24 protein-coding genes and 2 pseudogenes are annotated in these 24,614 nt (G+C 42.9%); 7 read left to right on the top strand and 19 right to left on the bottom strand.

Annotation, left to right across the window (positions count from 1 at the left end):
- Positions 1–1,315 (top strand): DNA mismatch repair protein MutS (locus UF75_RS15115; protein ID WP_045575425.1); only part of this gene is annotated, 1,315 nt, incomplete at its 5' end.
- 53 nt (positions 1,316–1,368) lie between these two features.
- On the opposite strand, the gene UF75_RS28330 is transcribed toward UF75_RS15115, so the two are convergent.
- Both UF75_RS28330 and UF75_RS15110 read right to left on the bottom strand, forming a co-directional pair.
- Positions 1,369–1,518: a hypothetical protein gene (locus UF75_RS28330; protein WP_156146469.1), complete on the bottom strand. Its 150-nt coding sequence runs from the start codon at positions 1,516–1,518 to the stop codon at positions 1,369–1,371.
- 107 nt (positions 1,519–1,625) lie between these two features.
- Positions 1,626–1,982, bottom strand: a pseudogene (locus UF75_RS15110) (carbon monoxide dehydrogenase); the annotation flags it as partial.
- A 41-nt stretch (positions 1,983–2,023) separates the two neighbouring features.
- Between UF75_RS15110 and UF75_RS15105 the strand changes: the two are divergent.
- Positions 2,024–2,611 (top strand): Uma2 family endonuclease, encoded by a 588-nt coding sequence (locus UF75_RS15105; protein ID WP_242860250.1) that lies wholly within the window; start codon positions 2,024–2,026, stop codon positions 2,609–2,611.
- 11 nt (positions 2,612–2,622) lie between these two features.
- Here the strand turns inward: UF75_RS15105 and UF75_RS30755 are convergent.
- The 3 genes and pseudogenes from UF75_RS30755 to UF75_RS15095 all read right to left on the bottom strand — a co-directional run.
- Positions 2,623–2,781: pseudogene (locus UF75_RS30755) on the bottom strand (SWIM zinc finger family protein); the annotation flags it as partial.
- Complete coding sequence (locus tag UF75_RS15100) at positions 2,782–3,018, bottom strand: hypothetical protein (protein WP_045575422.1); 237 nt, start codon at positions 3,016–3,018, stop codon at positions 2,782–2,784. It abuts the pseudogene before it with no gap.
- 453 nt (positions 3,019–3,471) lie between these two features.
- The gene (locus UF75_RS15095; protein WP_045575431.1) at positions 3,472–4,359 is read right to left on the bottom strand and encodes a DUF3102 domain-containing protein; all 888 of its coding nucleotides are present in this window, start codon (positions 4,357–4,359) and stop codon (positions 3,472–3,474) included.
- A gap of 323 nt (positions 4,360–4,682) precedes the next feature.
- On the opposite strand from UF75_RS15095, the gene UF75_RS15090 reads away from it, so the two are divergent.
- Both UF75_RS15090 and UF75_RS15085 read left to right on the top strand, forming a co-directional pair.
- Complete coding sequence (locus tag UF75_RS15090) at positions 4,683–4,907, top strand: DUF1659 domain-containing protein (RefSeq protein ID WP_045575421.1); 225 nt, start codon at positions 4,683–4,685, stop codon at positions 4,905–4,907.
- A gap of 35 nt (positions 4,908–4,942) precedes the next feature.
- Positions 4,943–5,182 carry a DUF2922 domain-containing protein gene (locus UF75_RS15085; RefSeq protein WP_045575420.1) on the top strand — a complete coding sequence of 80 codons (240 nt, stop codon included), beginning with the start codon at positions 4,943–4,945 and terminating at the stop codon, positions 5,180–5,182.
- 249 nt (positions 5,183–5,431) lie between these two features.
- Here the strand turns inward: UF75_RS15085 and UF75_RS15080 are convergent, their stop codons facing one another.
- The 3 genes from UF75_RS15080 to UF75_RS15070 form a co-directional block, all read right to left on the bottom strand.
- A complete protein-coding gene (locus UF75_RS15080; protein WP_045575419.1) occupies positions 5,432–5,746 on the bottom strand; it encodes a nucleotidyltransferase domain-containing protein in 315 nt (104 codons plus the stop codon).
- A complete protein-coding gene (locus UF75_RS15075) occupies positions 5,743–6,141 on the bottom strand; it encodes a nucleotidyltransferase substrate binding protein (protein WP_045575418.1) in 399 nt (132 codons plus the stop codon). Before UF75_RS15075 ends, UF75_RS15080 begins: the two co-directional genes overlap by 4 nt.
- 149 nt (positions 6,142–6,290) lie before the next feature.
- Positions 6,291–7,718 carry an aminotransferase class V-fold PLP-dependent enzyme gene (locus tag UF75_RS15070; RefSeq protein WP_082075166.1) on the bottom strand — a complete coding sequence of 476 codons (1,428 nt, stop codon included), beginning with the start codon at positions 7,716–7,718 and terminating at the stop codon, positions 6,291–6,293.
- A 133-nt stretch (positions 7,719–7,851) separates the two neighbouring features.
- Between UF75_RS15070 and UF75_RS15065 the strand changes: the two genes are divergently transcribed.
- The gene (locus UF75_RS15065) at positions 7,852–9,240 is read left to right on the top strand and encodes a PLP-dependent aminotransferase family protein (RefSeq protein ID WP_197079418.1); all 1,389 of its coding nucleotides are present in this window, start codon (positions 7,852–7,854) and stop codon (positions 9,238–9,240) included.
- Between the two features lie 34 nt (positions 9,241–9,274).
- Here UF75_RS15065 and UF75_RS15060 read toward each other — a convergent pair whose 3' ends face one another.
- From UF75_RS15060 to UF75_RS15040, 6 genes are all read right to left on the bottom strand, one after another.
- A complete protein-coding gene (locus UF75_RS15060; protein WP_045575416.1) occupies positions 9,275–12,505 on the bottom strand; it encodes a DEAD/DEAH box helicase in 3,231 nt (1,076 codons plus the stop codon).
- A gap of 275 nt (positions 12,506–12,780) precedes the next feature.
- Positions 12,781–12,945 carry a hypothetical protein gene (locus UF75_RS28320; protein ID WP_197079417.1) on the bottom strand — a complete coding sequence of 55 codons (165 nt, stop codon included), beginning with the start codon at positions 12,943–12,945 and terminating at the stop codon, positions 12,781–12,783.
- Positions 12,946–13,106: 161 nt separating this feature from the next.
- Positions 13,107–14,426, bottom strand: a complete 1,320-nt coding sequence (locus UF75_RS15055) for an IS1634 family transposase (protein ID WP_242860249.1) — start codon at positions 14,424–14,426, stop codon at positions 13,107–13,109.
- A 269-nt stretch (positions 14,427–14,695) separates the two neighbouring features.
- Positions 14,696–14,875, bottom strand: a complete 180-nt coding sequence (locus UF75_RS15050) for a hypothetical protein (RefSeq protein ID WP_045575415.1) — start codon at positions 14,873–14,875, stop codon at positions 14,696–14,698.
- Positions 14,872–15,648, bottom strand: coding sequence for an ATP-binding protein (locus UF75_RS15045; protein WP_045575414.1), 777 nt, complete (start codon positions 15,646–15,648; stop codon positions 14,872–14,874). Before UF75_RS15045 ends, UF75_RS15050 begins: the two co-directional genes overlap by 4 nt.
- Entirely contained in the window at positions 15,641–16,498 is an 858-nt protein-coding gene (locus tag UF75_RS15040; RefSeq protein ID WP_156146467.1) for a hypothetical protein, read from the bottom strand. Before UF75_RS15040 ends, UF75_RS15045 begins: the two co-directional genes overlap by 8 nt.
- Before the next feature lie 128 nt (positions 16,499–16,626).
- Here UF75_RS15040 and UF75_RS30750 point away from each other — a divergent pair, with 128 nt between their 5' ends.
- Both UF75_RS30750 and UF75_RS26360 read left to right on the top strand, forming a co-directional pair.
- On the top strand, positions 16,627–17,187 hold the full coding sequence (locus UF75_RS30750) for a transposase (protein ID WP_197079416.1): 561 nt from the start codon (positions 16,627–16,629) through the stop codon (positions 17,185–17,187).
- Positions 17,184–17,495 carry a hypothetical protein gene (locus UF75_RS26360; protein WP_052693301.1) on the top strand — a complete coding sequence of 104 codons (312 nt, stop codon included), beginning with the start codon at positions 17,184–17,186 and terminating at the stop codon, positions 17,493–17,495. Before UF75_RS30750 ends, UF75_RS26360 begins: the two co-directional genes overlap by 4 nt.
- A 539-nt stretch (positions 17,496–18,034) precedes the next feature.
- On the opposite strand, the gene UF75_RS15030 is transcribed toward UF75_RS26360, so the two are convergent.
- The 5 genes from UF75_RS15030 to UF75_RS29140 form a co-directional block, all read right to left on the bottom strand.
- A complete protein-coding gene (locus tag UF75_RS15030) occupies positions 18,035–18,274 on the bottom strand; it encodes a hypothetical protein (RefSeq protein WP_197079415.1) in 240 nt (79 codons plus the stop codon).
- A 443-nt stretch (positions 18,275–18,717) separates the two neighbouring features.
- Positions 18,718–20,193: a BREX system Lon protease-like protein BrxL gene (gene brxL / locus UF75_RS15025; RefSeq protein ID WP_197079414.1), complete on the bottom strand. Its 1,476-nt coding sequence runs from the start codon at positions 20,191–20,193 to the stop codon at positions 18,718–18,720.
- A 25-nt stretch (positions 20,194–20,218) separates the two neighbouring features.
- Positions 20,219–20,425: a hypothetical protein gene (locus UF75_RS15020; RefSeq protein ID WP_242860248.1), complete on the bottom strand. Its 207-nt coding sequence runs from the start codon at positions 20,423–20,425 to the stop codon at positions 20,219–20,221.
- A complete protein-coding gene (gene pglZ, locus UF75_RS15015) occupies positions 20,425–22,731 on the bottom strand; it encodes a BREX-4 system phosphatase PglZ (RefSeq protein WP_045575412.1) in 2,307 nt (768 codons plus the stop codon). The genes UF75_RS15020 and pglZ overlap by 1 nt, the downstream gene beginning before the upstream one ends.
- Positions 22,732–22,811: 80 nt before the next feature.
- On the bottom strand, positions 22,812–24,614 hold a 1,803-nt coding region (locus UF75_RS29140), incomplete at its 5' end, for a hypothetical protein (protein WP_045575411.1).

Below are 24,614 nucleotides of genomic sequence, written 5' to 3'. Positions count from 1 at the left end.
GGTTATCGACCTGTCGCAAACCGGCGGGACCTGCTTTATTGAGCCGGCATCTGTGGGCAGACTGCAATCAGAGCTGTCCGCACTGCAAATTGAAGAAGACAGCGAAGTCAGGCGTATCCTGTATTCCCTAACTGCTCTTATAAGCGATAGTCTTCCGACTATTAAGCAAAACATCGAGACGATGGAAACACTGGACTTTCTCTTTGCCAAGGGTAAGCTAAGTTTGGCGATGAAAGCATCGCCCGTCATCATTAATTCTGAAAGAAAAATCCTTATGATCAACGCCAGACATCCCTTGCTTAATCCCGAGACTGCCGTACCTTTAAACTTTGAAGTCGGCTATACAACAAATGGCGTTGTTGTCACTGGCCCGAATACGGGTGGCAAAACCGTTGCCTTAAAAACCGTAGGACTTCTCTCTCTTATGGCACAAAGCGGACTGCATGTTCCCGCCGAAGAAAACAGTATTTTTTGCCTGCACAATCTAGTGTTGTGCGATATTGGCGATGGGCAAAGTATTACGGAAAATCTATCGACTTTTTCTTCTCACATTACGAACATTATCGAGATACTAAGGCAGGCAAATCTTGAATCACTCGTCCTTCTCGACGAACTTGGCTCCGGAACTGACCCGGCCGAAGGAATGGGGCTGGCAATTGCCATCTTAGATGAGCTGAGCGCGAAAAAGTGCCTGTTTGTTGTGACAACTCATTATCCTGAAATCAAAGAATACGCGGCCAATAAGCCTGGGCTTGTCAATGCCCGCATGGCCTTCGACAAAGAGAGCCTTTTGCCGCTCTACCGACTGGAAATCGGAGAGGCTGGGGCGAGTTGCGCACTCTATATTGCGGAAAGGCTGGGTATGCAACAACACATGCTTATCCGTGCTCACGAAGCCGCCTATGGAAATTCAACCAAACAATACGAGGGTGCGCTACAGCAAAGTAATCCGTTACCTGCTCCGGCCGCGATAGTACCGCAGATTGTCAAACAAGAAGCACCAAAGCCCAAAGTGCCCTCTCGCAGCGAAACGTTTAATCTCGGTGACAGCGTCATTGTCTATCCACAAAAGGAAACCGGTATTGTCTACGCACGTTCCAATGCTAAGGGCGAAATTGGCGTTCAGATTAAGGGAAAGAAAAGCCTGATAAACCATAAACGGCTAAAATTACAGATAGCCGCCAGTGAACTCTACCCCGATGATTATGATTTCTCCATCATCTTTGACAGTGTAGCCAACCGAAAAGCCCGCCATCAGTTGGAGAAAGGGCACTATGAGGGGAATGTAATTGTTAACGAGTGGGATGGAAAATGAAGTACCCCAAGTTCAATAAAGAAACCTGGGGCGCTAAATGAATATTTGTTAAGTTAACCGATTAACGCTTCGATCTGTATCTTAATTTCTTTAGCTAGGTCCACGAATTTCGGACTTAAATCAAAGAGGCTTTGACCTGTGAGATCCGCCTGCACCGCTATAGGGTCATAGGGTAGATATCCTAAGATCGGAATCAAGTCCATTTCCCGTTGAATCTCTTCAATCTGACCAGGGTGAACTTTATTGATAACCGCAAAGACTTGGCTACCCCCAATGTCTTTGGCAAGTTTAGCGACTGCATGCGCTACGGTGAACCACTGATCGGAGCATTAAGACCGATATGAACGTCGACTCCTTGGGCTATAAAGAACGTGCCAATAGACAAAGCTTTGGGACTCTGAGGTTCTGGGCTCGATCCAGCAACCGGCAAATCCCGTACCCCGACTCCTACGCGAGTGGCCAGGGCCACTATCAAATCATCGATTCGGGAGTTATCGACGCAACTTCCCATATGCCACGCCGGAGGCAACGAAGTGAGCCCATTCGCCTCACCAATTGCTTTCAGCACGTTGGCGAGCTTAGGGCCGCAATACTCGATGCCCTCAGGAGACAGAAGACCGGCTTTACCCAGAGAGTGTGCCGAGCAGCCCGTTGCTACAATCAAAACGTAGGGTTGCCAACTCGAGTTATTTCTATAGTAGAATAGCTATGCAAATTCTCATTCGCCTTTTAAAACCAATTGAACCATGGTATAATTTTACAAAGGGGGTGCTTTATTTGGAAGAAAAACCATTGGAATTCGAGTTTGAACGATGGGAACGTATTGATAGTGTAATTTACGATATGACACCACCTCCCTCATCTCAACACCAAGCTATTGTCGGAAATTTATATGGTGAGTTTTATACTTATCTAAAGGGTAAACAGTGCAAGGCCTTTCCAGCACCTTTTGGGGTTTGGTTGGATGATGAAAATGACAACTATGTTGAACCTGATATAACGGTGATATGTGATCAATCAAAGATACACCCGAAAGGCTGTGTCGGTGTTCCAGACCTTGTGGTTGAGGTCTTGAGTCCGTCAACAGCGTTAAAAGACAAACGAGTCAAATTACGACGCTACCGGTTGTCAGGAGTTCGAGAATACTGGATAGTTGATCCATTGAATAAGATTGTGGAAGTTTATAATTTTTCCGAAAATGTATTTACTGAACCAGCAGTGTACGGGAAAGACGAAACAATAAACAATGGGATATTGAATGACTTAGCAATTGACTTACGCAACATATTTGACTAGAACGAAGACTGTCAAAAGGCTGGAAGCATATTTTTTGCTCCAGCCTTTTGCATTAAGCCCCTTTTGCCTTCTCTCTTCGTCACTTGCTTCGTTTCGTCAAGCCAGGCTCCTACCCCATGGAGAACTGCCGCTACGTGTTTACACATATTAGCCCCGTCAGGGCAGCTACATTAAAGGTAACGAGAATCCACTTGTCTAAAGTAATTTTCTGGTACCGCTAAGAGCCTATCTATGGTTTCCAGCATTTCTGGCTTATCCTTAGGTATGTTCCCATTAATCGGAGCAAAATTCGAGACATGATCACTGAGTAGCTTGAAAGGACCTTCTAAGTAGCTATCAGAAGACGAGTTTCCCTTAAGGCTTCGTAGGGAAAGAAAACCGTGATTCACACCATCTGCCTGTTCCACTTTACCGCTCAGGGTTCGGATCTCTTGGGCCTTCAGATTGTATAACTTTCTAGCCGTTCCCTATGGCAAAGCCTGTTAATGACCCTAAATTCTTCATGATTCTGTAAAACCTTGCCAGCATCTGTTTCTTTTAACGATATTCTGAGGCTCTTTTGTCTGCGGTTCACTTCTGGTATCGCAAGGTTGCTGAAATTACAACGGCCCATAAAAAAGAAGACTGCGTTTAGCAGTCCGCTTTGCTTTCTTCATCGGCATCTCCCCCACTTGTCACATTTTCTCCTTCATACCTCTCACTAAAAATCAATAACCTTGCTTTTTTAGTGAGAGGTATCCGGATCCTTTGCAACGAAGTTGCTCAGCTCCCAGGTCAGTTCCTTGAATGTTCTAAAACACAGTGATCTCTTCTGTTCCGTAGGGAGGATTACTACCCGGTGGCCGCTGGATTTAACCCCTCTAAGAATTGGTCGTATTAAACGATAAATTTGTCTTGATAACGGGGGGCCATACTTTCAGCGTCTTCGCCATATTTTCAACAATCTTACTCGCCGTCTCCCTGTATTTTTCCTTCATCTCCAGGTCCGTTCTGTCTAATCCAGTGAGCATTTTCAAAAGCTCATCATATGCTTTGATCATGTTATCGCGGTGAATGGTGAATTGTGCGTCGGCCGTCATGAGGGAGGATTTGGTTTCCGCGGTTTTGAGTTTTTTTTCCAGTTCGGCAATTTTACTGGCGGACGGGATCTCTTCTTTGGCCGCCTCCAGCTCCCTCTGCTTTATCGTGACTTTTTCCTGCTCGGCCGAGTATTTCGACTTGTAGTCTTTCACCTGTTTCTCCAGGCTTTTGGCCTGAGTGGTTAATTGGGCGATTTCGCTGCTTTTCAAGTTCAGATCTTTTTGGAGGTCTTTTTTCTCCTGAATGGCCTGTTCTCTGTCCTTGACAGCCTGCTGCAATTCCAATTTGGTCATGCTCTCGACATCCTGCTCCGCGATAAACTCATCCCGCTCCTCTTCTGGGATCCCAAGAAGGATAAGCGCCTGGGTGTAGGTCAAATTCGTCACCAGTGACGAATTTGGATTGCCGTCACTTTCGGGGGAAACAAGCAGTTTCGGCCCATACTCTTCGCAGAGCTGCATCAGCCTGTCGGCCGTTCGCTGGGAGTAACTGACCGATTCCTTCAACCACTTACCCCATTCCCCATGGGGAAGCAGGTCTTTGACCTCCTTCAGGCGACGGCCGATTTCAATGGCGCCGGCAAGAAGGATTTTTCCAGTCTGGTGTCTGATCGTATTTATTTCAGCCGCGATGACGAGCGGCGTGCGCTCTGTGATCAAATCCTTCATAATACTACCCGTCCTTTCTGTTACTTTATTCACAGAATATGGGGCCAGGCTCATGAGTGTGACAAACCTCATTTAAACGGCCTGTCCCAGAATCGTCGGCGCCTACGATTCTGGGACAGGCCTTCCAATCCACCGTTTCAACAGAAATATACAGCCTCCACTCCCTTACGTCTTCTTGGGCATGCATATCAAAAGACAGCGGGAGTGTTACTTTTTTATAGCTTGGTCGCAGACTGTAACCTCCGGACAAGCAGGCACATAGAATAAACAGACAGGCTTAGTTCAGCGCAGTCAGTCAATACGGAGGAAAGGATGTGAGGACGATGGCTGTAAGTTCGAAGTCTTCAAATTCGACGCTGATTGTAAAATACCAGACCGGAACCACGCCCGCCGGCAGCCCGGAAATCAGGCAGAAAAGCTTGAATGATGTGAAGGCTGACGCCATGGAACAGGATGTTTATGATGTGGCGGCAGCTTTATTTAGTCTGGGAAAGAATCCGGTAATGAACGTGCTCCTGAGGAAAAACTTTGAGTTGCTCAATGAGTAACCCTCCGAAAAATTTATTGAAAATGAGGTGGTACTATGGCTGTCACAACGAATAAGGTGGTAAGGTTAACTTTTACGACTGCCGGTGGCAAAACGTTTTCCATCACCATCCCCGATCCGAGGGAAGACCTTGATAAGGCTGGGGCCGAGGCCGTTATGGACACGATTATTCAGAAGAATATATTCCTTACGTCCAGCGGTGCGCTGATCGGAAAGCAGGATATTAAGGTTGTTGGTACCACGACCAACGACCTCTACGATCCGCCGCAAGTCTAGGTGGAGCCAAAAAAATGAAGGCGGCCGCGTGGCCGCCACTTCTCGCCTAATCTCTCGGATTGTACGCATACTCCGGTTGCCCATTGTCCAATACTCGCTGCAGGTCTATTAAACTTCTTCAAGAAATTCAACCTGGATCTTACCCTCTAGTAGGCCTTCAAACTTTTAAGCAGCTTCCGAAAATAGTGAATTATTCGAGTACAAAAAGGCTCCGACTTGTTAAACCGATGCCTTGGAAAACAATGATGACTACGCTAACTCTCTAGTGAAAAATACTATTCCCGCTCTATCTATATGATTTTTCAATTCTTCATGATTCAAATGTGAATAATCCACAATATCAAAGAAATATGGCATAGGGCTTTCTTCCTCTAAAATGGCATGTAGTCTTGATAAAGTTGAAAAGGAAATATCTTCTCCCCAAATTGCTATATCCAAATCGGAGCCGGGCTTAAAGTTCCCCTTAGCACGAGATCCAAAGATTGCCGCCTTTTCGATCTCCGAAAATTGCTGCATAGTTGTGATAATATTGTCCAAATCCCCGTCTCGAAGTCCGAAATTCATGCCATGCCCTCCAAAGCAGAAAATAGTTCTTGCAACATTCCATAATAAGTTGTACGAATAAGCTTTTCAGCTTCATTTGTTAAATTTTCATCATAAGTATGGGCCATAAGATTTCTTTTTTCTAGTGCATCAATCCATACATGCCCATCCTTCAACAACTGTATCTGAAACCCTGTTTGAATAGCCATTCTTGGACTTTTGATACTAAAGCCTTGTTCTTCCAGATAATCCTTCATGGTTTTCCACGCAAGCTCAAAGGTATATTCAAAGCATTGAATCAAGCCTTGTTTTTCAAACTTATTCAGTTCAGGTTTTTCGATAAACTCTTGCAATTGCGAAATTGCTTTTCTGAAGTTATCACGCCTTTGCTTCCATCGCACATCATGATCATCCATAAGGTCTCACCTACCTTTTATGATTTTCAGCGGATATTCATATTATCAATATTATCCCAATTATGGTAAATTCTCAAGATCAATATTTGTTAAAATGCGAAAGACCAAGTTTTTCGTGAATTAGCTCAATTATACCACAGGTTACTCCGTTAAACGCTGGTCGGGTTGATTCTTGATGCCTCCCATTTTGCCTCGGCAAATGCCTTTACGGAACGATCAATGTCTTCGTAAGTTGTTCGATAAGAAGAAACACTGATGCGAATAACTGTCTCATCCTCCCATTTTGCACCTCCACACCAACATACTTTGGATTCTTGTATGTGTTTCAGCGTTTTTTCTGTTAGATCGGATTTCTCTAGGGAAGCTAATACTTGATTAAAACAAACTTCGTTTTTAATTGTAAAACCGATCTCTTCCAGACCCTTTGAAAAGTACAATGCTTTATGATGCAGGTCTTCTACGAGTTCCGAAATGCCCTTTTTGCCGAGAGATTTCATTGTTGCCCATAATTCAACGATCCTGGCCCTTCGTGACATATCCGATGTATATAACATTCCATCTCGATGATCACTATAAATGATATAAGAACCTGTCATATGAAGCGCTTGCACGAGTGCATCCCGGTTACGACATAGCACAATACCATTATCGTAGGGTGCATTTAACGTTTTATGCGCATCAACAGACCAAGAGTCAGCTAATTCAACACCTTTAGTAAGATATCTCAGTTCTTCTGAAGCTGCCGCCCATAAACCAAAAGCTCCATCCACATGTACCCACGAACCAGCATTTCTAGCCCTTTGACAGAGTGTATTAATATCATCAAAAGAACCTGAATTAACGTTTCCAGCCTGCAGAATTAATAGAGTTCGGTTGTCAAGTTCCGGAACGTCGTCTACTGATATTCGACCTTGCTTATCTGCTGGAACTTTGATTATGCGCTCGCTTCCAAGTCCTAGGATGGAAAGGGCTTTATAAATTGTCGAGTGAGCCCCTTCTCCAAGTATGACACGAATTTCAGGTGCGCCGAAGAGTCCTTTTTTACCGACATCGTAGCCGAGTTGGTGTAATAATTGGTTTCTTCCAGCCGTTAATCTACAAAGCGTTGCAGTGGAACTTCCCCCTACAAATCCGGCAGCTGTGTTTTGAGGTAAATTGAAAAGATCAACAAGCCATTTTTCACAAACCTCTTCCAAAACAGAAGCAATGGGAGAAATAACATATAAAGCAGCATTTTGATCCCAGGTGTCAGATAACCACTTTGCAGCCAGAGCAGCTGGAACAATACCACCATTTACAAAACCAAAATAACGTCCGCCTGTTTGTGCAACGGTTGCAGGTGATCCATAATTGTGCAAACTGTCAAGAATCTCATAGGGGTTGCTCGACTCCTCTTGGAGAGGTTCTTTGAAGATATTTAATCCATCAAGAGCTTTCCTGCCAGGAAATACGTCTTGGTTAAGAATGTTGCGCATATAGTCAAATGCATAAATTTTGGCTTGTTCAAATAAATCCAAGTCTAGAGCCTCTTCTCTGAGGCGTTCGCTTACAATCCTAATATACTTATTATGTTCCATTTATCAGTTCCTCCTTTTGATCGTAAGTATAACAATAATCTTAAAATTGTATTCATTAATCTTAATTGTACGCTTGAATTGTATGGTGGTCAATGGTATTATTGTATGCAGAACAATGTTTTTCGAGGTGGTAATGATGTCTAACGAATGGAATCCAACAATTGAGATAGGTAAGAAACCCCTTTATATTGCATTAGCAGACGCTTTGGAGTCAGACATTAATTCAGGAATTTTAAAGCCTGGTGATAAATTACCTCCTCAAAGAGAGCTTGCGGACCTTATTGGAGTAAATTTAAGTACAGTAACAAGAGCTCTTCGCGTTTGCGAGCTGAAGGGACTGATTTCTGGAGTAGTAGGGCGTGGAACGTTTGTAGCTGCTGACGTTAAGGTATCTTTATCTCTAATAAGTCAGGATAAAACATTGAATTTGATTGAAATGGGGCAAGTACTACCACTCTACGGTATCAACAAAGTTACTGCTAGAATGGTTAAAGATTCACTTCAAGACATGGATATGGAAAGATTAATTAGGTACTCTGAGCCAGCTGGTTATTTTAATAATAGGGTTATTGGAGCGGAATGGTTAAAGCGTTTTAACATTAATGCCTCAGCTGAAGAGATTCTCATTACGCCTGGTTCTCAAAATGCAATAGCCATTTGTTTGCTAACATTGTTTGATCCTGGAGACCGAATTGCAGTTGATTCCTTAACTTACCCTGGGTTAAAAACCCTAGCAGCTTTGCATGGTATTCGCCTGGTCCCTATCGAAATGACTAGTGAAGGCATGAGTCCACAAGGACTATTAAACGCATGCAAAAACGAGGGGATTAAGGGTATCTATCTTATGCCGGAAGTCCAAAATCCAACAACTATTTCCATGACACAAAACATCAGAGAGCAGATCGCTGATATTATAAGGAAATATAATCTAATTTTGATCGAGGATGATGCTTATGGTTATACAGGTAATCTTGAAAGTGTTCCCATATCTGCTTATGTTCCAAATCAGGGAATCTATGTAGGAGGCACATCAAAACTCCTTGGACCTGGATTTCGGATTTCTTTTGTGCGAGTACCGGAACCTTATATCGAGTCAATGGAAAAAGGGTTATTGAATACAACATGGATGGCTTCACCGATTACTGCAGAATTAGTAACACGTTTAATAGTTACAGGGAAAGCAGATGCCATCATGGAGGATAAACGGAAGGAAGCACGAAAAAGAAATGAGTCGGCATTAAAAATACTATCCGGCTACGATATAGTAAATAGACCCTGTGGTTTTTTTCAATGGCTAATTCTCCCGACAGGATGGATGGGAAGAGAATTTGAACTGTTTGCACGCGAAGCTGGCGTACAAGTCTTTTGCGCAGATAAATTTGCGGTTGGGAGTAATCCGGCACCTTCAGCTGTTCGAATCTCTCTATCTGGACCGGATACGATAGAAGAGTTGGAAAAAGGGCTTGATATTCTGAAAAACGTTTTGCAAAAGGGTTATCAAAATCACACAATAATTATATAATCTCTCGTGCGACAAACAATTTGTAGAGTATATATCAAACCTTCACCGTCTTCTTCAGCACAAACCCAGGCAAAGGCTCCTTCATTTTCCAAACAATACTGATCGGCGCTGAGCCATAGTGACTTTGAAAATCCGCCAATCCGAGACAGGTAAATGGCGAGGCAAAAGTTCCCTCCTTCTTATACTCCCTCACAAAAAACAACACATTTCCCCCACTGGTTAATTGGTTAATATACCTCTGCCCGGTTATCGATTCCTCAGTCGTTCGACTCTGGGACTGCCAATGGAACAGCTCCTCATTAATAGAATAATCCTGATACATCGTCGAGGGAGAATAATCTTTCTCGGACTTGTTCAAGGTCACGAAGAAAACATCCAGATTCTTCTCAGCCAGATAGATTACGCCTTCCCGGAAAGAGCTCCTCTTTTCCTCTGTATGTTTTCCGAGAGCTACCAGGATCTGATCAAAGGTATAAGAACAATACAAGTCGAGTGGATATTCCGCCCCAAATTTGTCCAATGGCTTATCCATAAAATCGATCTTCATATACTGATAGTCCAGCAAGTCCATCAATTCCTGATAAAGTAGTGGATCGTCAATGACCCAATATAGCGCCTTTTCAATAGAAGCAAACCGATTACCCAGGTCACCCAGTCCCTTACCCCATACAGTATAGTAAGCCATTGTGAGCATCGTTTTCTCCGCCGAGGTCAAAGGGTTCAACAAAACACCTTTCCCTACCTGGATCTGGGGTAGGATCGTCTGTATGAAACGAATCCATCGCCTGGAATTCGCCAAAGACAATCTTCCAAGCGCCGAAGCGATCAGGCTCTCACGTTCTTGCTGTACCTTATATCCCTTGATTAAGCCAGCCTGAGCCGCTAGTCCCACTATAGTAACCTTTTTGCTATAGACATCTTGTGGGGTTACATGGTAACCCTCAAAAAACTCCCTAACCCTTAGCTCTCGATTGGTTTCCATGAAATCATGGAGCTTACTGATCAGGTTTCGTTTTGTATTTACCGCATTGCGGATGTTCTCTAAAATATAGTCCTGGGCCTGCTTTTCTAATTGAATCGAGCATCCCCTCGGTACATTGGCAAAGCCATGCTTAATTTCATGCTCGACCGTTTTCCGAGTCCTTGATAACAACGCTTTGAAACGGTCTTCAAACGAATACTTCTTGTGAGCTTGTCCCACAAAATCCAAGACCGTCAGGGCTTCTTTCCCATCGCTAAGCCTTAAACCACGACCCAGCTGCTGCAAAAAGACGGTTAAGCTTTCCGTCGGTCGTAGGAATAGAACCGTATTCACCTCAGGAATATCAATTCCTTCATTATATATATCCACCACAAAAACGAACTTGATTTCCTTCGTTACTAGACGGCGCTTCACACTATCCCGAACACCGTCCTCGGATTCTGCAATGAGGAATTCTGAGGGGATCCCGGATTTGTTAAAGATCTCGGACATGAATTCAGCATGCTTTTTAGTCAGACAAAACCCAATTCCGATAATGTCCGCACGTTCTAAGCAATACCTTTCAATGGCCTGAATGACATTTCCGACACGTATAACAGCGACCGCTCGCTCAAAAACAAACAGATTTTCAATTTCCCGCTCATCATATTTTCCAGCAACCCAACGCACGTGACTCAGGTCAACATTATCTGTCACACCGAAATAATGAAAAGGGCTGAGCAGCTTTCGTTCAATCGCTTCCCATAACCTGATTTCGGCAGCAATCCTGCCTTCGAAATAGGAATAGATACTTCGCCCATCCGCTCTCTCCGGTGTTGCCGTTAGCCCCAGTAAGATCTTAGGTTTGTAATAATCTAAGAGTTCTTGATAGGATGGGGCAGCTGCATGATGGAATTCGTCAATCACTATATAATCATAGAAATCAGGCGTGGTGATCTCTGTCAGTTCTTTGGAGTTAAAGGATTGGATCGAAACAAATAAATGGTCAAAACTATCGGCCTTGAGCCCTCCGACCATCATCGAGCCGAAGTTAAGATCTTTGAGGATCCCTCGAAAGCAAGCCAGACTCTGGCTTAATATTTCCTTACGATGAGCGACAAAAAGCAGTCTACTTGGCTTGCCCGGGTTCGCCCTACAAAAGTCCCGGTAGTCAAAGGCGGCAATGACCGTCTTACCTGTACCCGTGGCTGCAACGACCAGATTTTTGAATGAGTGATGGACTTCCCGCTCCGCTTTCAATTTGTCCAGTATTTTCTGCTGATAATAATACGGTTTAATGTCAAAGTTAAATGCCACGTTCCCCGCTTCATCTTGACTGGTTCTTCTCTCAGACTTTAAGGCTTGTCTCAAACGCTCGGAATCGATCGCCGCAATAAAGGGTGTAAACTCAGGATTATTCCAATACCCTTCAAATGTGGCTCGGATTTTCTCTAGAATGTCCCCAGAGTCATATTGAGATAGCTTAATATTCCATTCCAACCCACTGGTCATTGCTGACTCCGAAATATTGGACGATCCGATGTAGACCGTACTAAAGCCGGTATCTCTCCAAAAAACATATGTCTTGGCATGAAGGCGAGTCCGCTCGGTATCATAGGAAATATGGATTTCCGTATTGGACAGTTTACTGAGCTGCTCGACCGCTTTAAAATCAGTGGCCCCCAGATAGGAGGTCGTGATAACCCGCAATTTGCCGCCATTGGCTGTAAACTGCGTCAGTTCATTGATGATCAACCTTAAGCCACTCCACTTGATAAACGATACGAGAAAGTCAATCCTGTGACTGCTTAAGATTTCCTTTTTCAGCTCTGACACCATGCTTGGCTCATGAACTGCACCTGTGAAGAGGGAGTTCTCGGAAATGGACGTGTCTGGTCTTACGATCTTTTCAGAACCCAGTAAGGCTGTTTGTCTACTTGCTTTTTTGTCCACCAGGGATAATAACATCTGGGCATCTTGCTGGATGAGGAAATTCTTGACCCTTTTCAAGGTCGCTTCATCTTTTTTGAAACTAAAGCTCCCTTTTTGAATACACTCTGTAATGTACTGCAAAATCCCATTACAGAGATTAACTCGGTCTCTGACGATGGTATTCCCATCGTCGATATAATTAAAGATCTCGCGCAAGATTCTGGTTAGGTAATCCGCCAGAATCTTAGAAGACTCAGCCGAATCCAGTGGCTGAGTATCTTTTATGACAAGCGCTTGATCGACTTTATTAAGGTTATCGGTAATGATTCCATTAATGATTTGCTCATACAGTCCATAGTTAATTTCAGACATGCTCCACCTCTAACTTATGACTGCCTTTAGCTTATTTGCCGGGCAAAGTCATATAAGTCTAACACCAGGTGATTAACTCAACTACTTTGGTCTCATTGGTTTTTACGGCCTATGAACTCGGTTTACTTCCTTTATGATTTTGAACCTTGTTTAAGTATACAATTGCTCAGCCAAAACTTTTTAACTGTTAGATTTTTAGATAAAAAAGTGCCTGTGCGGAACGGTTGTGGAAACGTTCCGCACAGTATGATCTATCAGTGCCCTTTCATATGAAGTCATACATTCTTTGCCCACTTTGAAAGTGTAATATCAAAAGGTCTATAAAATGTTGCCTTGTTAATAAAATACTTCTTTTCATCTTTGGGCAGTCCTGAAATGCCATAAGCCGAAAGCAATCTTTTGCCATGGATCCATGCTTTGATACTTTTCTTTTTGCTCACGAAGCCAATCTCCTGTTTTCTATTCCCATTCCATATTGATAAATAATTGAAGTTAATTTGATACTATCTTGTGGCCTGACTTTTACAGTTTAATAAAGGTAAGAAGCCCATAGTTGTTGAAACTACGGGCTTTTTCGCGCTTTGATCAAATATAAATTTTGTTATGCTACAGTGATATTCTTCAGGAATTTGTTGAACACCTCCTGCCGCGGATAAATATTGTAAAAATCCGTACCAAACGTATCCTGTATTGTCTTATAATCCAGCGCTATTTCGTCTTCATCCGAATATGCCAGCGTGTCTATTATCTCGCCTTTTTTATTTCGCACCTTTTGGAACGCGATCGCACCGCCGACATCGTCGAGGTGAATGATGCCGCCCTTCAAAACCTGACATGTTGCGGCACCCAGCGCTCTTGCGATCCGTTCGGCTGACAGCGCCTTTTCTCCCATACGATGCTGAATAATTCGAATGATGAGGAGTGCGACGAAGCAGATCAGAAAATGTGCACGGATATGCTCATTCTTTCTGACGAACACGGGTCTGGCATCAAAGTCCGTTTTCATAATTCTAAACGACTGCTCTATCCGCCAAAGGCCACCGTACACCTGGCGCATTTTCCGCTCATCATAGTCAAGTTCGCTGGTGATGATGCAAAAATAGCCGTCATACATCGCGTCTTTCTCCGCCTTTTCCAAATCCACTCTACGCAGTTTTTTTGTGTTTTCCAGAACCTCGCCGGTCTTCTTGTCAATAATGTCTTCTTTTGTGTATTCCTCGACGCCTTTTTTGATGCCATAGGCATTGTTCTTGACGGAGCGCGCGGCCTTTTCAAGCTTTTCTTCCCGCTTGCGCCTCGCCATGTCGGCTTCGGCCTTGCGCCAATACAGAAGCACTTTCCTTGTCCGTATTTCTTTTTTTCCGTCCTTGTCTTTACCCTCATATTCTTCCTTGAACAGCTTATATCTGTATGTACCACCCTCGTTCGATGTCCACCCGCTTTTATCAAACAGCTTTTCATTGTAGCGCTGCCCTTTTTTCCCTTTTAGTATCTGCGAGAAGACGAAACCGTCGCCATTGTTCACGATCACGTCGATATTCTTCGACGAATTGAGCCCCTTGTCGGCGACCACGACCAGCCTGCCAAGCCCGTACGATTCCTTGACGTCCTTCATGGTCGGCTGAAGCGTGAGTGAATCGCTCGTGTTGCCGGGGAAAATCGACATGCTGACCGAAAGTCCGTTCGAATCCATGAAAAGGCCCATCGCGACAATCGGGTCGGTGCGGTGCTCCTTCGACACGCCCTTTTTCCGCAGGTCATCCTCGCCAGCGGGGAAGTCTATCTCGAAGAAATAGTTGGTCACGTCATAGAATGCGTAGGAAAGGTCGCGGCCGATCGTCTCCGTGGCCTGGCGATAGGAAATTTCGTCTTTTGGAACAATGAATCTTGTACACTGAATATTTCGGCGTGAAAGAGCCACTTTATCGGAGAAAGAGAGCCACCTTCACGGGAAAATAGAGCCATGATCACGGAATAGAAAGCCACCAACCCCTTAGATGACCCTGATGGCTTTATCAGCAATTGTTTTGAACTGACAACTCTTTTCCGATATCACCTCCAGGGGACTGTGGATATTGTGGATAACATGCTTTATTGGGAAGATATTGGTATGAGGGCATTTCAGAAGTTCAGTTTGCCAGCTGAGGTCTTGCAACAGCAACGGCAAGACCTCAGCTAGGATGGCCTTCCTTAGAAATTCGCATATTTGGTTGGTATTTTAATGCCATGCTCTTTCAGAATGCCCATAAGGATTTCGTTTTCTGCTCGCAGTTCGCCCAAACGTTCAAGAACTTGTCTATGATCAGACAATAGCTCTTGAAAAAGATCGTGCAATTCCTCATAGCATTCTTTGTAATTCTTCTTATTCACTCGTTTGCACCCCCCGGCTTATTGGCGTTTAAGCCGGGGCGCTCACGCATGGATATTTTTCCATTGATGAGTATTTCGTAGGCATTGTGCTTAACTCGGTCAATGATAGCCTCCGATACAGTACCATCCTCTGGAGTTCCAATGCGATCATACCATCCTCTGGGGTCAAACTGGGTATTGAAAATCATGGCACCCTGCCGGGTTCGAGCTTCTATGATCTCAAACAGATCCATAGCCTGATCGGTCGTTAAGGGCTTTAACAGCCATTCATCCAGAATCAGCAGATCAACCTTTTGGAAGATTTTTATCAGCTTTTTGTAAGTACCCTCACCTCTGGCAACGACAAGGTCGTTGAGCAGTTCAGGAAGCCTTACATAGCGAACTGTCATGAAGTTCCTGCAGGCAGCATTGCCAAGGGCACAAGCCAAGAAGGTTTTGCCATTTCCCGAAGGGCCCTCAATAATGAGATGATGGCCCTCCTGGATGTAGCGGCAGGTTGAGAATTGTAAAAGCTGTGATTTGTTCAGCTTTCTGTCCTCGTGGTACTCAATACTCTCCATGCAAGCATTGGGATACCGAAAACCTGCAGTCCGGATCAGCTTTTGTAGCTTATTGGAGCGTCGCTTTCCCCATTCTTGGTCAATAATCATCCCGAATCGCTCTTCAAAGGTAAGGGATGCATAAGCTTTATCTCCGGTTTGGGAGGTGAAGGCCTCGGCCATTGCACTCAAACACATACCGTGCAGTTTATCTAGAGTCACTTGATTAATCATTTCGGCCACCTCCAAAATACTCGGCTCCTCGGGTAAAACCGTATTTGCCGCTTGGTTTTGGAGTGTCCGAATCCTTCTCCGGTTTCACCTTGTCCTGCCCGGTTTTCAAGATGGTCTGTATGTTTTTCAAGCTTGGCGAAGGGGTATAGCTAAGAGAACGGGCGCAGGCGTCTTCAATCCGCGTTACAGAATAACGGTCTGCCAGCTTCATCAACGAACCACAGGTTTTGTAGCTAAGCTGCTCTACATTGACGGAGGCCAGGAAGGATTTCATGACCATCAAGGTTGACCTTCCAACCTCTTCTGCCCACACAAGGAAGGCTTCCTTGTTCCAGGCCAGGTATCTCCGGTGATTCTCAGGCATATGTTCAGGTAATATTTCATAATCACCGATCACATATTTTCTGACATGGGAGGCGATGCGATTGTTTTGAAAGAACACTTCAATGGTTTTGCTCGTAGAACGGATATCCACCTCGTGACCGATGAATTCAAAAGGCACCGAATACTTGTTTTTCCCCACCGTTATGAGATAATCAGGTTGTATTTTGGCAGTTGACCAGACAGCCATTTCATAGGGGGAAGCAGGCAACGGCTGAAGGAAGGATTTCTCTTCTTCTTCAAAAGCACTTAACCGGCTTCCATTCTTTTTTTGAAAGGGTTTTGTGTTAAATTCCAGAAGCTTCATTTGAATGGCAGCATTCAATTCGGGGAAGGAAAAGAATTTTTCGTTCCGCAGAGCTGCAATAATCCAGGTAGAAATAACTCCGACCGTGCCTTCAGCATTGGGCTTGTCCTTCGGAGAAAACGGTCGCGCCGGGATCACGGCAGTGTTATCGTGCTCTGCCATCTCTAGATAGGGATTACTGAATAACCTCAAAACCCGCATGGGAGTAGGAACTAAGGCCGTTTTCGTGGTATAATAAAGCAAGGTAAAGGATGAATATGGTCGAAAAACCTTGCAGATGGGGGACGAAAATGTACCGAAAACCTACAGGTCAAATTAGCTTACTCGAAGACTTCAGATTTTTTGCAGGTGGCAAACTCGATGCGAATAACCGCTGGGTCAAAATGGCCGATTTGATTCCCTGGGACGTTGTTGAAGATCGATATGCTTCTCATTTCCCAAAGCATACTGGAAATGTAGCGAAACCGGTCCGTGTCGCGTTGGGTGCCCTCATCATTAAAGAAAAGTGTGGATTTTCCGACGAAGAAACCGTCCAACAAATCATGGAAAACCCCTATTTGCAATACTTCATCGGACTGGAGGAATTTCAAACCACCCCTCCTTTCGATTCATCGAGTATGGTCCATTTTCGGAAACGCCTCGACGCAAAGGTAATTGCTGAACTCAATGAAGCCTTGTGTGAGGGAAAAACAAAGACGGAAACCCAAGATCATAAAGATCAGGACACTCCCCCGCCCAGTTCAGGTTGTACAGACGACAATTGTCGTGAAGATAAAGCAAGCAGTGAGCAACCCCCCAACAAAACCACGGAAAACTCATTCTGGATGCTACATGCACCCCGGCCGATGTGAAATATCCCACTGATTTTTCCTTACTAAATGACGCGCGGGAAAAGTTAGAGGCCATGGTGGACACATTACATGAGAATCAAATAGGAAAAGAGCTCAAGCCAAGAACCTATCGACAAAAAGCACGCAAACTTTATCTGAAACTAGAAAAGAATCGGAAACCCAGAAGCCGTGAAATCCGCAAAGCGATTAGGAAACAGCTGAGCTTCGTTACAAGGGACCTTCAGATTGTCTTAAAACTATCAGACTTAACTGATGGTATTGCGAGAGCATTTGACACTGACAGCAACTTGGCGCTGAGTGTAATCTAAGCTTCGCAATCGTAGAATTTCGCGATAATTCACCATGATTATCGTCCTCCATAATAAATTTACACATTTTAATGTATAAATCCATTATAGAGTCGAAAATGAATAATCTGGAGTGAATTAAGCCACTATTCCGGACGGTGAGAGCCACGGTTCCGAATAGAGAGCCATTGATGACACTAGTATAACAATACTGTTACCATTCACTCCTACAGAGGGTTGTGGATAGTGCCGTCTTGTGGACAAACCCTACGCTAATCGCTTTCGGGTTGACCACAAGACTTGGATAAGCACTTTGGGGCCATTCTTAAAAGAGCTTATCCACACTCTCCACAGCCTCGGCTACACCGCTGCTGTCTTATCCTGCGCGCATCATATTGTTAAATGTTAATAGGAACGAATTGTAGATGGCTCTCTCCTGAAGAGTGGCACTGTTTTTCCGGTGAAGTGACTCAGTCACTACCGGAATGCTGGCAAACCGTAATATTCAGAAAACAATTGGTGGCTCTCTACTCCGTGAAGGTGGCTCTATTTTTCCGTGATCATGGCTCTATTTCGCCGACACAATGGCTCTCACAGAACGAAATATTCATACACGCTCCTGGAGAAAATTGAGATAAATCTTTTCCTTCGATTAGGGCTACAAATTGATCCTTATGATCGGAAATCGCGTTCATCTCGATAACTTTTGGAAACAAATCACCATCCGAATGAATTTGAACAAAATCAACGACCCATCTCACTGCATCTCCACTTAACATCCCCCCCGCTCTCTTGATCATAAGTACTTGAAATATATCTACGAGTTACGCTCGCATAGGATCTAGCGTCTCGAAGTTCAACATAAGGTCCTTTTCTGGATCTTTTCTTGTTATATTAGTTATACTTTCGACTAAAAGGGCATTTTCAGATTGTTCCTCATTATCAACCCAATTATCCTCTTCTATCATGAATTCAGTTTCAAGTGTTTCAAGTTCCTCATAATCAAATAAATTCTCAAGTATCCAGTCAGATGTATCTGCTAATAATCAATACTTATAACACATCCACATAGTCACACCAATAAAATTCACGAGGATTCACTTTTAAATTTTATCCTGGGAGAAATGAGAAAGACGCCTCTAGCAAGATGTGGTACTGCGACAATAGTAACACGTGAGACGTCCTCCGCTAGCGAAACGATCATTGTATCAAATTATTAATAGTTAGCATAAATCACTGTGTTTCAATGCTCATCAGCATATTGAATATCTGGTATTTCCTGTTTGCCGGGTACATTATATTCCTTGGGATCTACAATGCATAGCTGCGTTCGAATAATCTGACGCATTTCTTTTGCAGGCTCTAAGCAATACTTAAGAAAGTCTTCCTTAGTAATATCTTCTTTTGAAGTTGCATGGGGAAACAGTAGTTTCACGAATGCGGTGCAAATCCTTTTAATTGCTGTTAAATCACGCTTGTCCGCTTTCCTTGGCACATGAATGCATTGATCAACGATGGCTGAATATATTAGTTCGTCTCTCAATGCATGCAAAACTTCAGCGAAATATTCAGTATTTATTGCCCATCCATTTGCTATTAGGTCTTGATTCAACCTTGGAATTTCCCATCCAGGGATAAAGCCATGAAACCTATCTAGTGTGGCAGACTCCTGGAAAATCGGGTTTATTTCTGCTACCATGTTTTTGTTTACATCAAATCGTTCTGCATCAATATTTCCAAGCACGATTATTCCTGCAGTTGCAGCCATTTGGGCATCAAACCCTTTTATTTCGCCAAATTCCATGTAGTGCTTTAACGCAGCTTGAATTTGACTTGGTTGCTCAAATCTAATGGACTGGCTTTCATCAAATCCCACGAAATCAAATCGAGCCAATAGTCCGCTTGTTTTTTTTGCATTATCATACACCAATGTAGCCCTTGAAACAGTGCCTCCGGAGACAAGCCAGCCACGTTTACTTATTTTTTCATAAATATAGCTTTTTCCAGTTCCTTTTGGTGCAAGTTCTATCAGATTAATTCTATTTTCTACAAAAGGCAATAACCGCTTTAGAAAGCACATCTTTTTTAATTCGCTTATCTCACCAGTAATATCATCTACATAACCGGCTGGATTATAATCCACTGCAGAAATTAAAACATCAATCCATTCTTGTATTGTGAACTCTTTGCGAGCTTCACGGTAATAATCCAAGTCGATTGTGTAAGGGCAAAACGGATTATAATCAATAAGTTTGATGATGCCTTTAGCTTGTTTGGTCGAAAAATCTTTTGTCCAAATTAGTTCAACAATACCCCAATTCTCACTTTCCCGAAGCAGAACATCTTGCCATTTGTCAGCCACGTCGCTGTCAACGATTCCGCCAGCTCCTGTTCTTGTGCCACCGAAGTCTGGCAGTTCGAATACTGTTTTACCGTCTTTGATATCAACCATTACTCGTATACGTGCTAAAAAACGTATTGTTTCGCCATTGACCATCAAATACTTATAATGCTCAAAATCTTCACGTCCCGGAATGTATTGTTTTATATACCGAAGAACACTATCGTAGTCGATGACTCCACTAGCATCAGAAAACTTCATAACAAGCCAGTCTCTCAAATAAGATGGCAGGCTCAAATTAGAGAAAAACTCAGTTCTTTTGGGGTCTTTCAAGACAATCATTTCTGAGAAAACGTCTTTTATCTTGCCTTCAAGCACCGTTTAAACCTCCTATGTCCATAATTTACAGGAACAAGGCACAGCCCTGCTCTTTAAATTCTAGTATTTTTACTTCAAGATCCTCAACCGAACAATCAATATATTCAGCTAAGCAATCAATGCAAAAGAATTCATTAATATTCCGGCCGATAAGTTTTTTTGATAATGCAATTTCGTCTCTCGTTAATGCTTTGCTACATTCGCAACAACATTTTGCAATTTTGCGAACCACTATAATCCTCCAAACATATCATCATTTCGAATGATTCCTTTTGCCTTCACGGAAAAGCTTTGCTGCTCATCCAAAATTTTACCATCTGCTTCAAGCTGCAAAACATATGACTGAGTCTCGATTTCCTCAAACAATAGACTCCATAATGTACCGCCCTTACTTGGTGAGCATACCCCATTGATTCCAGAAGCAATAACGGATAATTTAGCGACTGGCTTGTTAAACTCTATCTCGACTGTGGCAGCACCTTTATCTCTGTAAACCGTATGCTTTAAAATACTTGCCACTAGTTTTTGAATTGGCGTTTTTCGCTTTAAGATTATGACCGGCACGAGTACCTCTTCTGGTGTTGCACCACCATGAACCTCTCCAACATGTGCATGATCAGCATCATTCTTCCCTGCAGCGTTTCCAGACTGTACATAATGTTCATGAGTGCCAAAAACAATGAAGTTGCAATCGTTGATTGTCACCGACAGAGTTCCTGGAATGATATCATTCAATTTAAATGGTCTATTTATTTCACAATAGCGGCCATGGCTTCTCACCTGTGATCCAGAAGGCGCAGAAATTCCTAGTAGATTATGAAATGCTAACGCTGCTATACGACTTGTTCCATGATCTGCCGTAATGGCTACATAGTTATATTCCTCTAAGAGAGTAGCAGCCGTCTTAGCAACATTCTCGATTTCATTCAGCTGATGTGCTATGCATGAAAAATAATCTTTGTCATCTGGCATACCTTTATGAGCTAAATTATCTAATTTGTCAAGTTTCGCGTATTCAATGTCCATATTTTCCCATTGTTTATTATAGCACGTTTCGGTGGGTAGTATCGATTGAACCACTTTTTGCGTAATCACAGTGCCTATTGTGCAATATTTGATAATACATCTCATCAAAAGAGGTAACCACTCAGCGCCCATTGCATCAACCCAAAGCACTGTAGCATCCAAGTTTTCAATTTGCTTTAGGACACTATAACGACTGCTGAAAGAATCCAAGGATACTGTCTGGACTTTATCCACTGAATTATTTGGTAAGATGTTCATAACCTTGTGTTTTCTATACCAAGAATAATAATCCCTCAACTCCGAACTATATGCATCACTCGAAGTCGTCAAATATTGACTTAATAACGGAAACTTATCGGTGACGCAAGCTGAAACCGCTTTAATATCGGCGTCCTTTCGTAACCATTCACTAATCGTTTTTATTGCATGGGTTTTTTCTGAATGTGTTGCACACGTCAATAATGACAGGCGCGTTTCCATCAGTGGCAAACTGTCGACGCGTTTAAAATACTCCGCACCAGTCTCGGCTATTTTAAGCGCGGACATAGCTTTTGTTCTTTGTTCAATCCATTCGGGGTGTTTGCTTACAACATCGAAAATGGAGTAGGATAACATCTTTTCAACGTCCAAATATGAAGAATTTTGCTTTATAGCATAAGAGTAATAATCATCCCTACTGTTAATCCTGTACCAAAGCCAAACTAACCAACGCTGTGGACCAGTCATCATAGACCATTGAGCTAACAACGCAAGTGGGTCAAACGTACGAACATTCAGAATATTTTCTATTACCTTAGAAATGCAAACACCAGGAATTATCGAAGGGATCAAAGAAAGCCATTCTTCATCAGTGCCCCATTCCTTTTTGAGAATATTTCCATCTTTTAGTGCAGATGTAATGTATTCAAATACGTTGGATATGACAAGCGTTTCTATAGCCGAAGTGATATTTTCAGCATGCTTCCAAAGGCTGGTAATCACTTTGTGTTTACCGTCTACTCTACCAAGATGATCATTCCAGTTGAACAGCCACTCTCGCATCCCCTGTACAGCCTTATCGTTCGGAAGAACATTAATGAAATCTTGAGAATAAACTTCCAAGCGAACTGCTGCGTTTGCCTGCGGAATGGATTCTAGGGTCCAAGCATAATCTAGCTGACGCTCATCCATTTCTGGCATTACTCTATCCCAAAGTTCCTGACAATACAACATAGGAATAATAATCCTTGTTTTGGATGATGCATTTTGTTGACGTTGCCAAAGCGCTGGTATTTGTGCCCGATCTTGTCGCAATTCATGCCTTATGGAAAGGCGCAAATATTCGCTCACGGACAACAGCAATATCTGTTTTCCCTTAAATTTATTTTCGATCTCTTTTAGCATTTTGGTAAAGTTAGGAAAGATGTCTGGTCCGCTACAAAAAGAAGCCAATTCTAGCGTCTTATCACACACTTGTGAAAGGCTCTGCAGCAATTCATTATACTGCTTTATACTGTCTACAAAAAGTCGCACGCACGGGAAATCTTGATCCTATTTCCCTTTCGGTTGCCAAGCGTTGTATAATTTGCTGTAGTGTCACAGGCTATTCCTCCTCATCGATAAAATGTACGGCATAACTCGGGATGCTCGGCTAGTAGTGCACTCACTTTAATCCGAAGAGCAGATTCACCCATCTTTTTTACTTTATCTTGGGCAGCTTGCAAGTACTGTTCTTTCATCTTTTCTTTGGCAAAATCTTTAATAATCGCGGATATCTCCTGGGCACGGTATTCCCAACCATAGACTTCAATTCCGCATTTCATGCGGAATTTTGCAATAAGAAGCTCTTTGTTTTTGAGAAAGACATCTTGATAGTTATCCTCAATTTTAGCAAAGAAACATTTCTGTATATGAACAGCATCTTGCAAGTAAGTCAAGTGTCCACCTTGGAAAAAAACAAGGGCATTGTTTAACTGATTTCTATCTACAGGTTCAGTATCCTGAACGGATTTCAGGGCTCGGTAATGGTTCAAATCGTTTTCAGGAACTACCCATTGTATGGGGGTTGTGTATTTTTTGCACCATGCAGATAAGGATACCGTACCACTGCTTTGTTCCCATATCTTCTGTAGTTCTCCCTTGTTTCTTGTATATGCTATCTTATCAATTTGTAATTGCAGGGCGCTGGTGAAGAGTACTTCAGGGCTATCATAAGCAACTTGTTTTAAATTTTCAAATACCTCGTCCAATTCTTGTCCAGTGCATTGAATATCCTTTTGCTTCATATATTCATCCAGCAAAAGCTTGGAAGAATTCACATATTGCCATGCCTCTTTAGCGTAATGTTTTAAGACTTTTATGTCACTATATCTTTCTTCAAGATCGCGTCCAATCATGCCGTCTTTGCTCACGATATAAAGTATTTTTAATGCACCAATCCATGGCTTATCAAAGTTCTCAATAATTCGCCCCGGGACCTTCATGCTATTAAAACAGTTTTTGAGATCTTGCTGGAGAGCAAAGAGATTCTTACGAGAAACCGCAAGGGATTCATTGAGTGTGAAAATAAGCTCATATTCACAAAGTAGCTCAAGTAATTTTGCTTTTACCTGCTCTTCAGACCAAGAGTAAGTAGCTTGTTGCATCATTTCTTTAATTTTGTCAAATAAGTCATTCGAAGCAATTCCAATATTATTCATCAAGTTCTCAATAGGCGGGTAAGATTCCACAACAAACGTCTTAAACGCACTATACCTCCCAGGTGCATCAGCAAACGAGTCCGAAATTGTTTTGCGTAGTTGGCCCCTGCCAGTAAATAAATTGATAACATTATCCATCGCTTCCTCTGCGCCCTCTTTCTCAGAAATAAACGCAGAGATATTATCAATGATCTTACATGCGATAACCTTGGAGTCGACACCACCGAACTTATCTTCAGATAAGTATTTCAACGCCCAGAAAGGAACACCCGCTTCAATGATTTTTTCGCGCATAAATTTGCGTGCCTGCTCTTCGCTGGCGGCTTCTTGGTCATTCAGTGCAAAAATCTTTTTTGCATAATCACGATATTTATTCCATATTTCTGAGCCTGAAGACAAGGTGTTATTGACAACTTTGTCTTTGCACATATTGATAATCATAGTTGCTAGATTTTTGGATGTGAGTGCATTGGGATTGTTAGCGTTATCAATCCAGTTGAACGGACCATTAATATAAAAACGTAAAACAAAACCCAAAATACCAGCACACGCAAGGCAATCGTAATATCCGAAGGGCGGTGCTTGCAATTCTTGCCACATCTGATCCAATTTAACTTTTGCGCCCTGAGATAACTTCCTATTTACAAATGCAGCTAACTTTGCAACTGCTTTGCTTCCATCGGTCGCATCGCATTTTTCAAGTTCAGCAATAGTCTT

Source organism: Desulfosporosinus sp. I2 (genome assembly GCF_000960765.1).
GTDB lineage: Bacteria > Bacillota > Desulfitobacteriia > Desulfitobacteriales > Desulfitobacteriaceae > Desulfosporosinus.
This window is presented reverse-complemented; position numbering and strand designations above follow the sequence as displayed.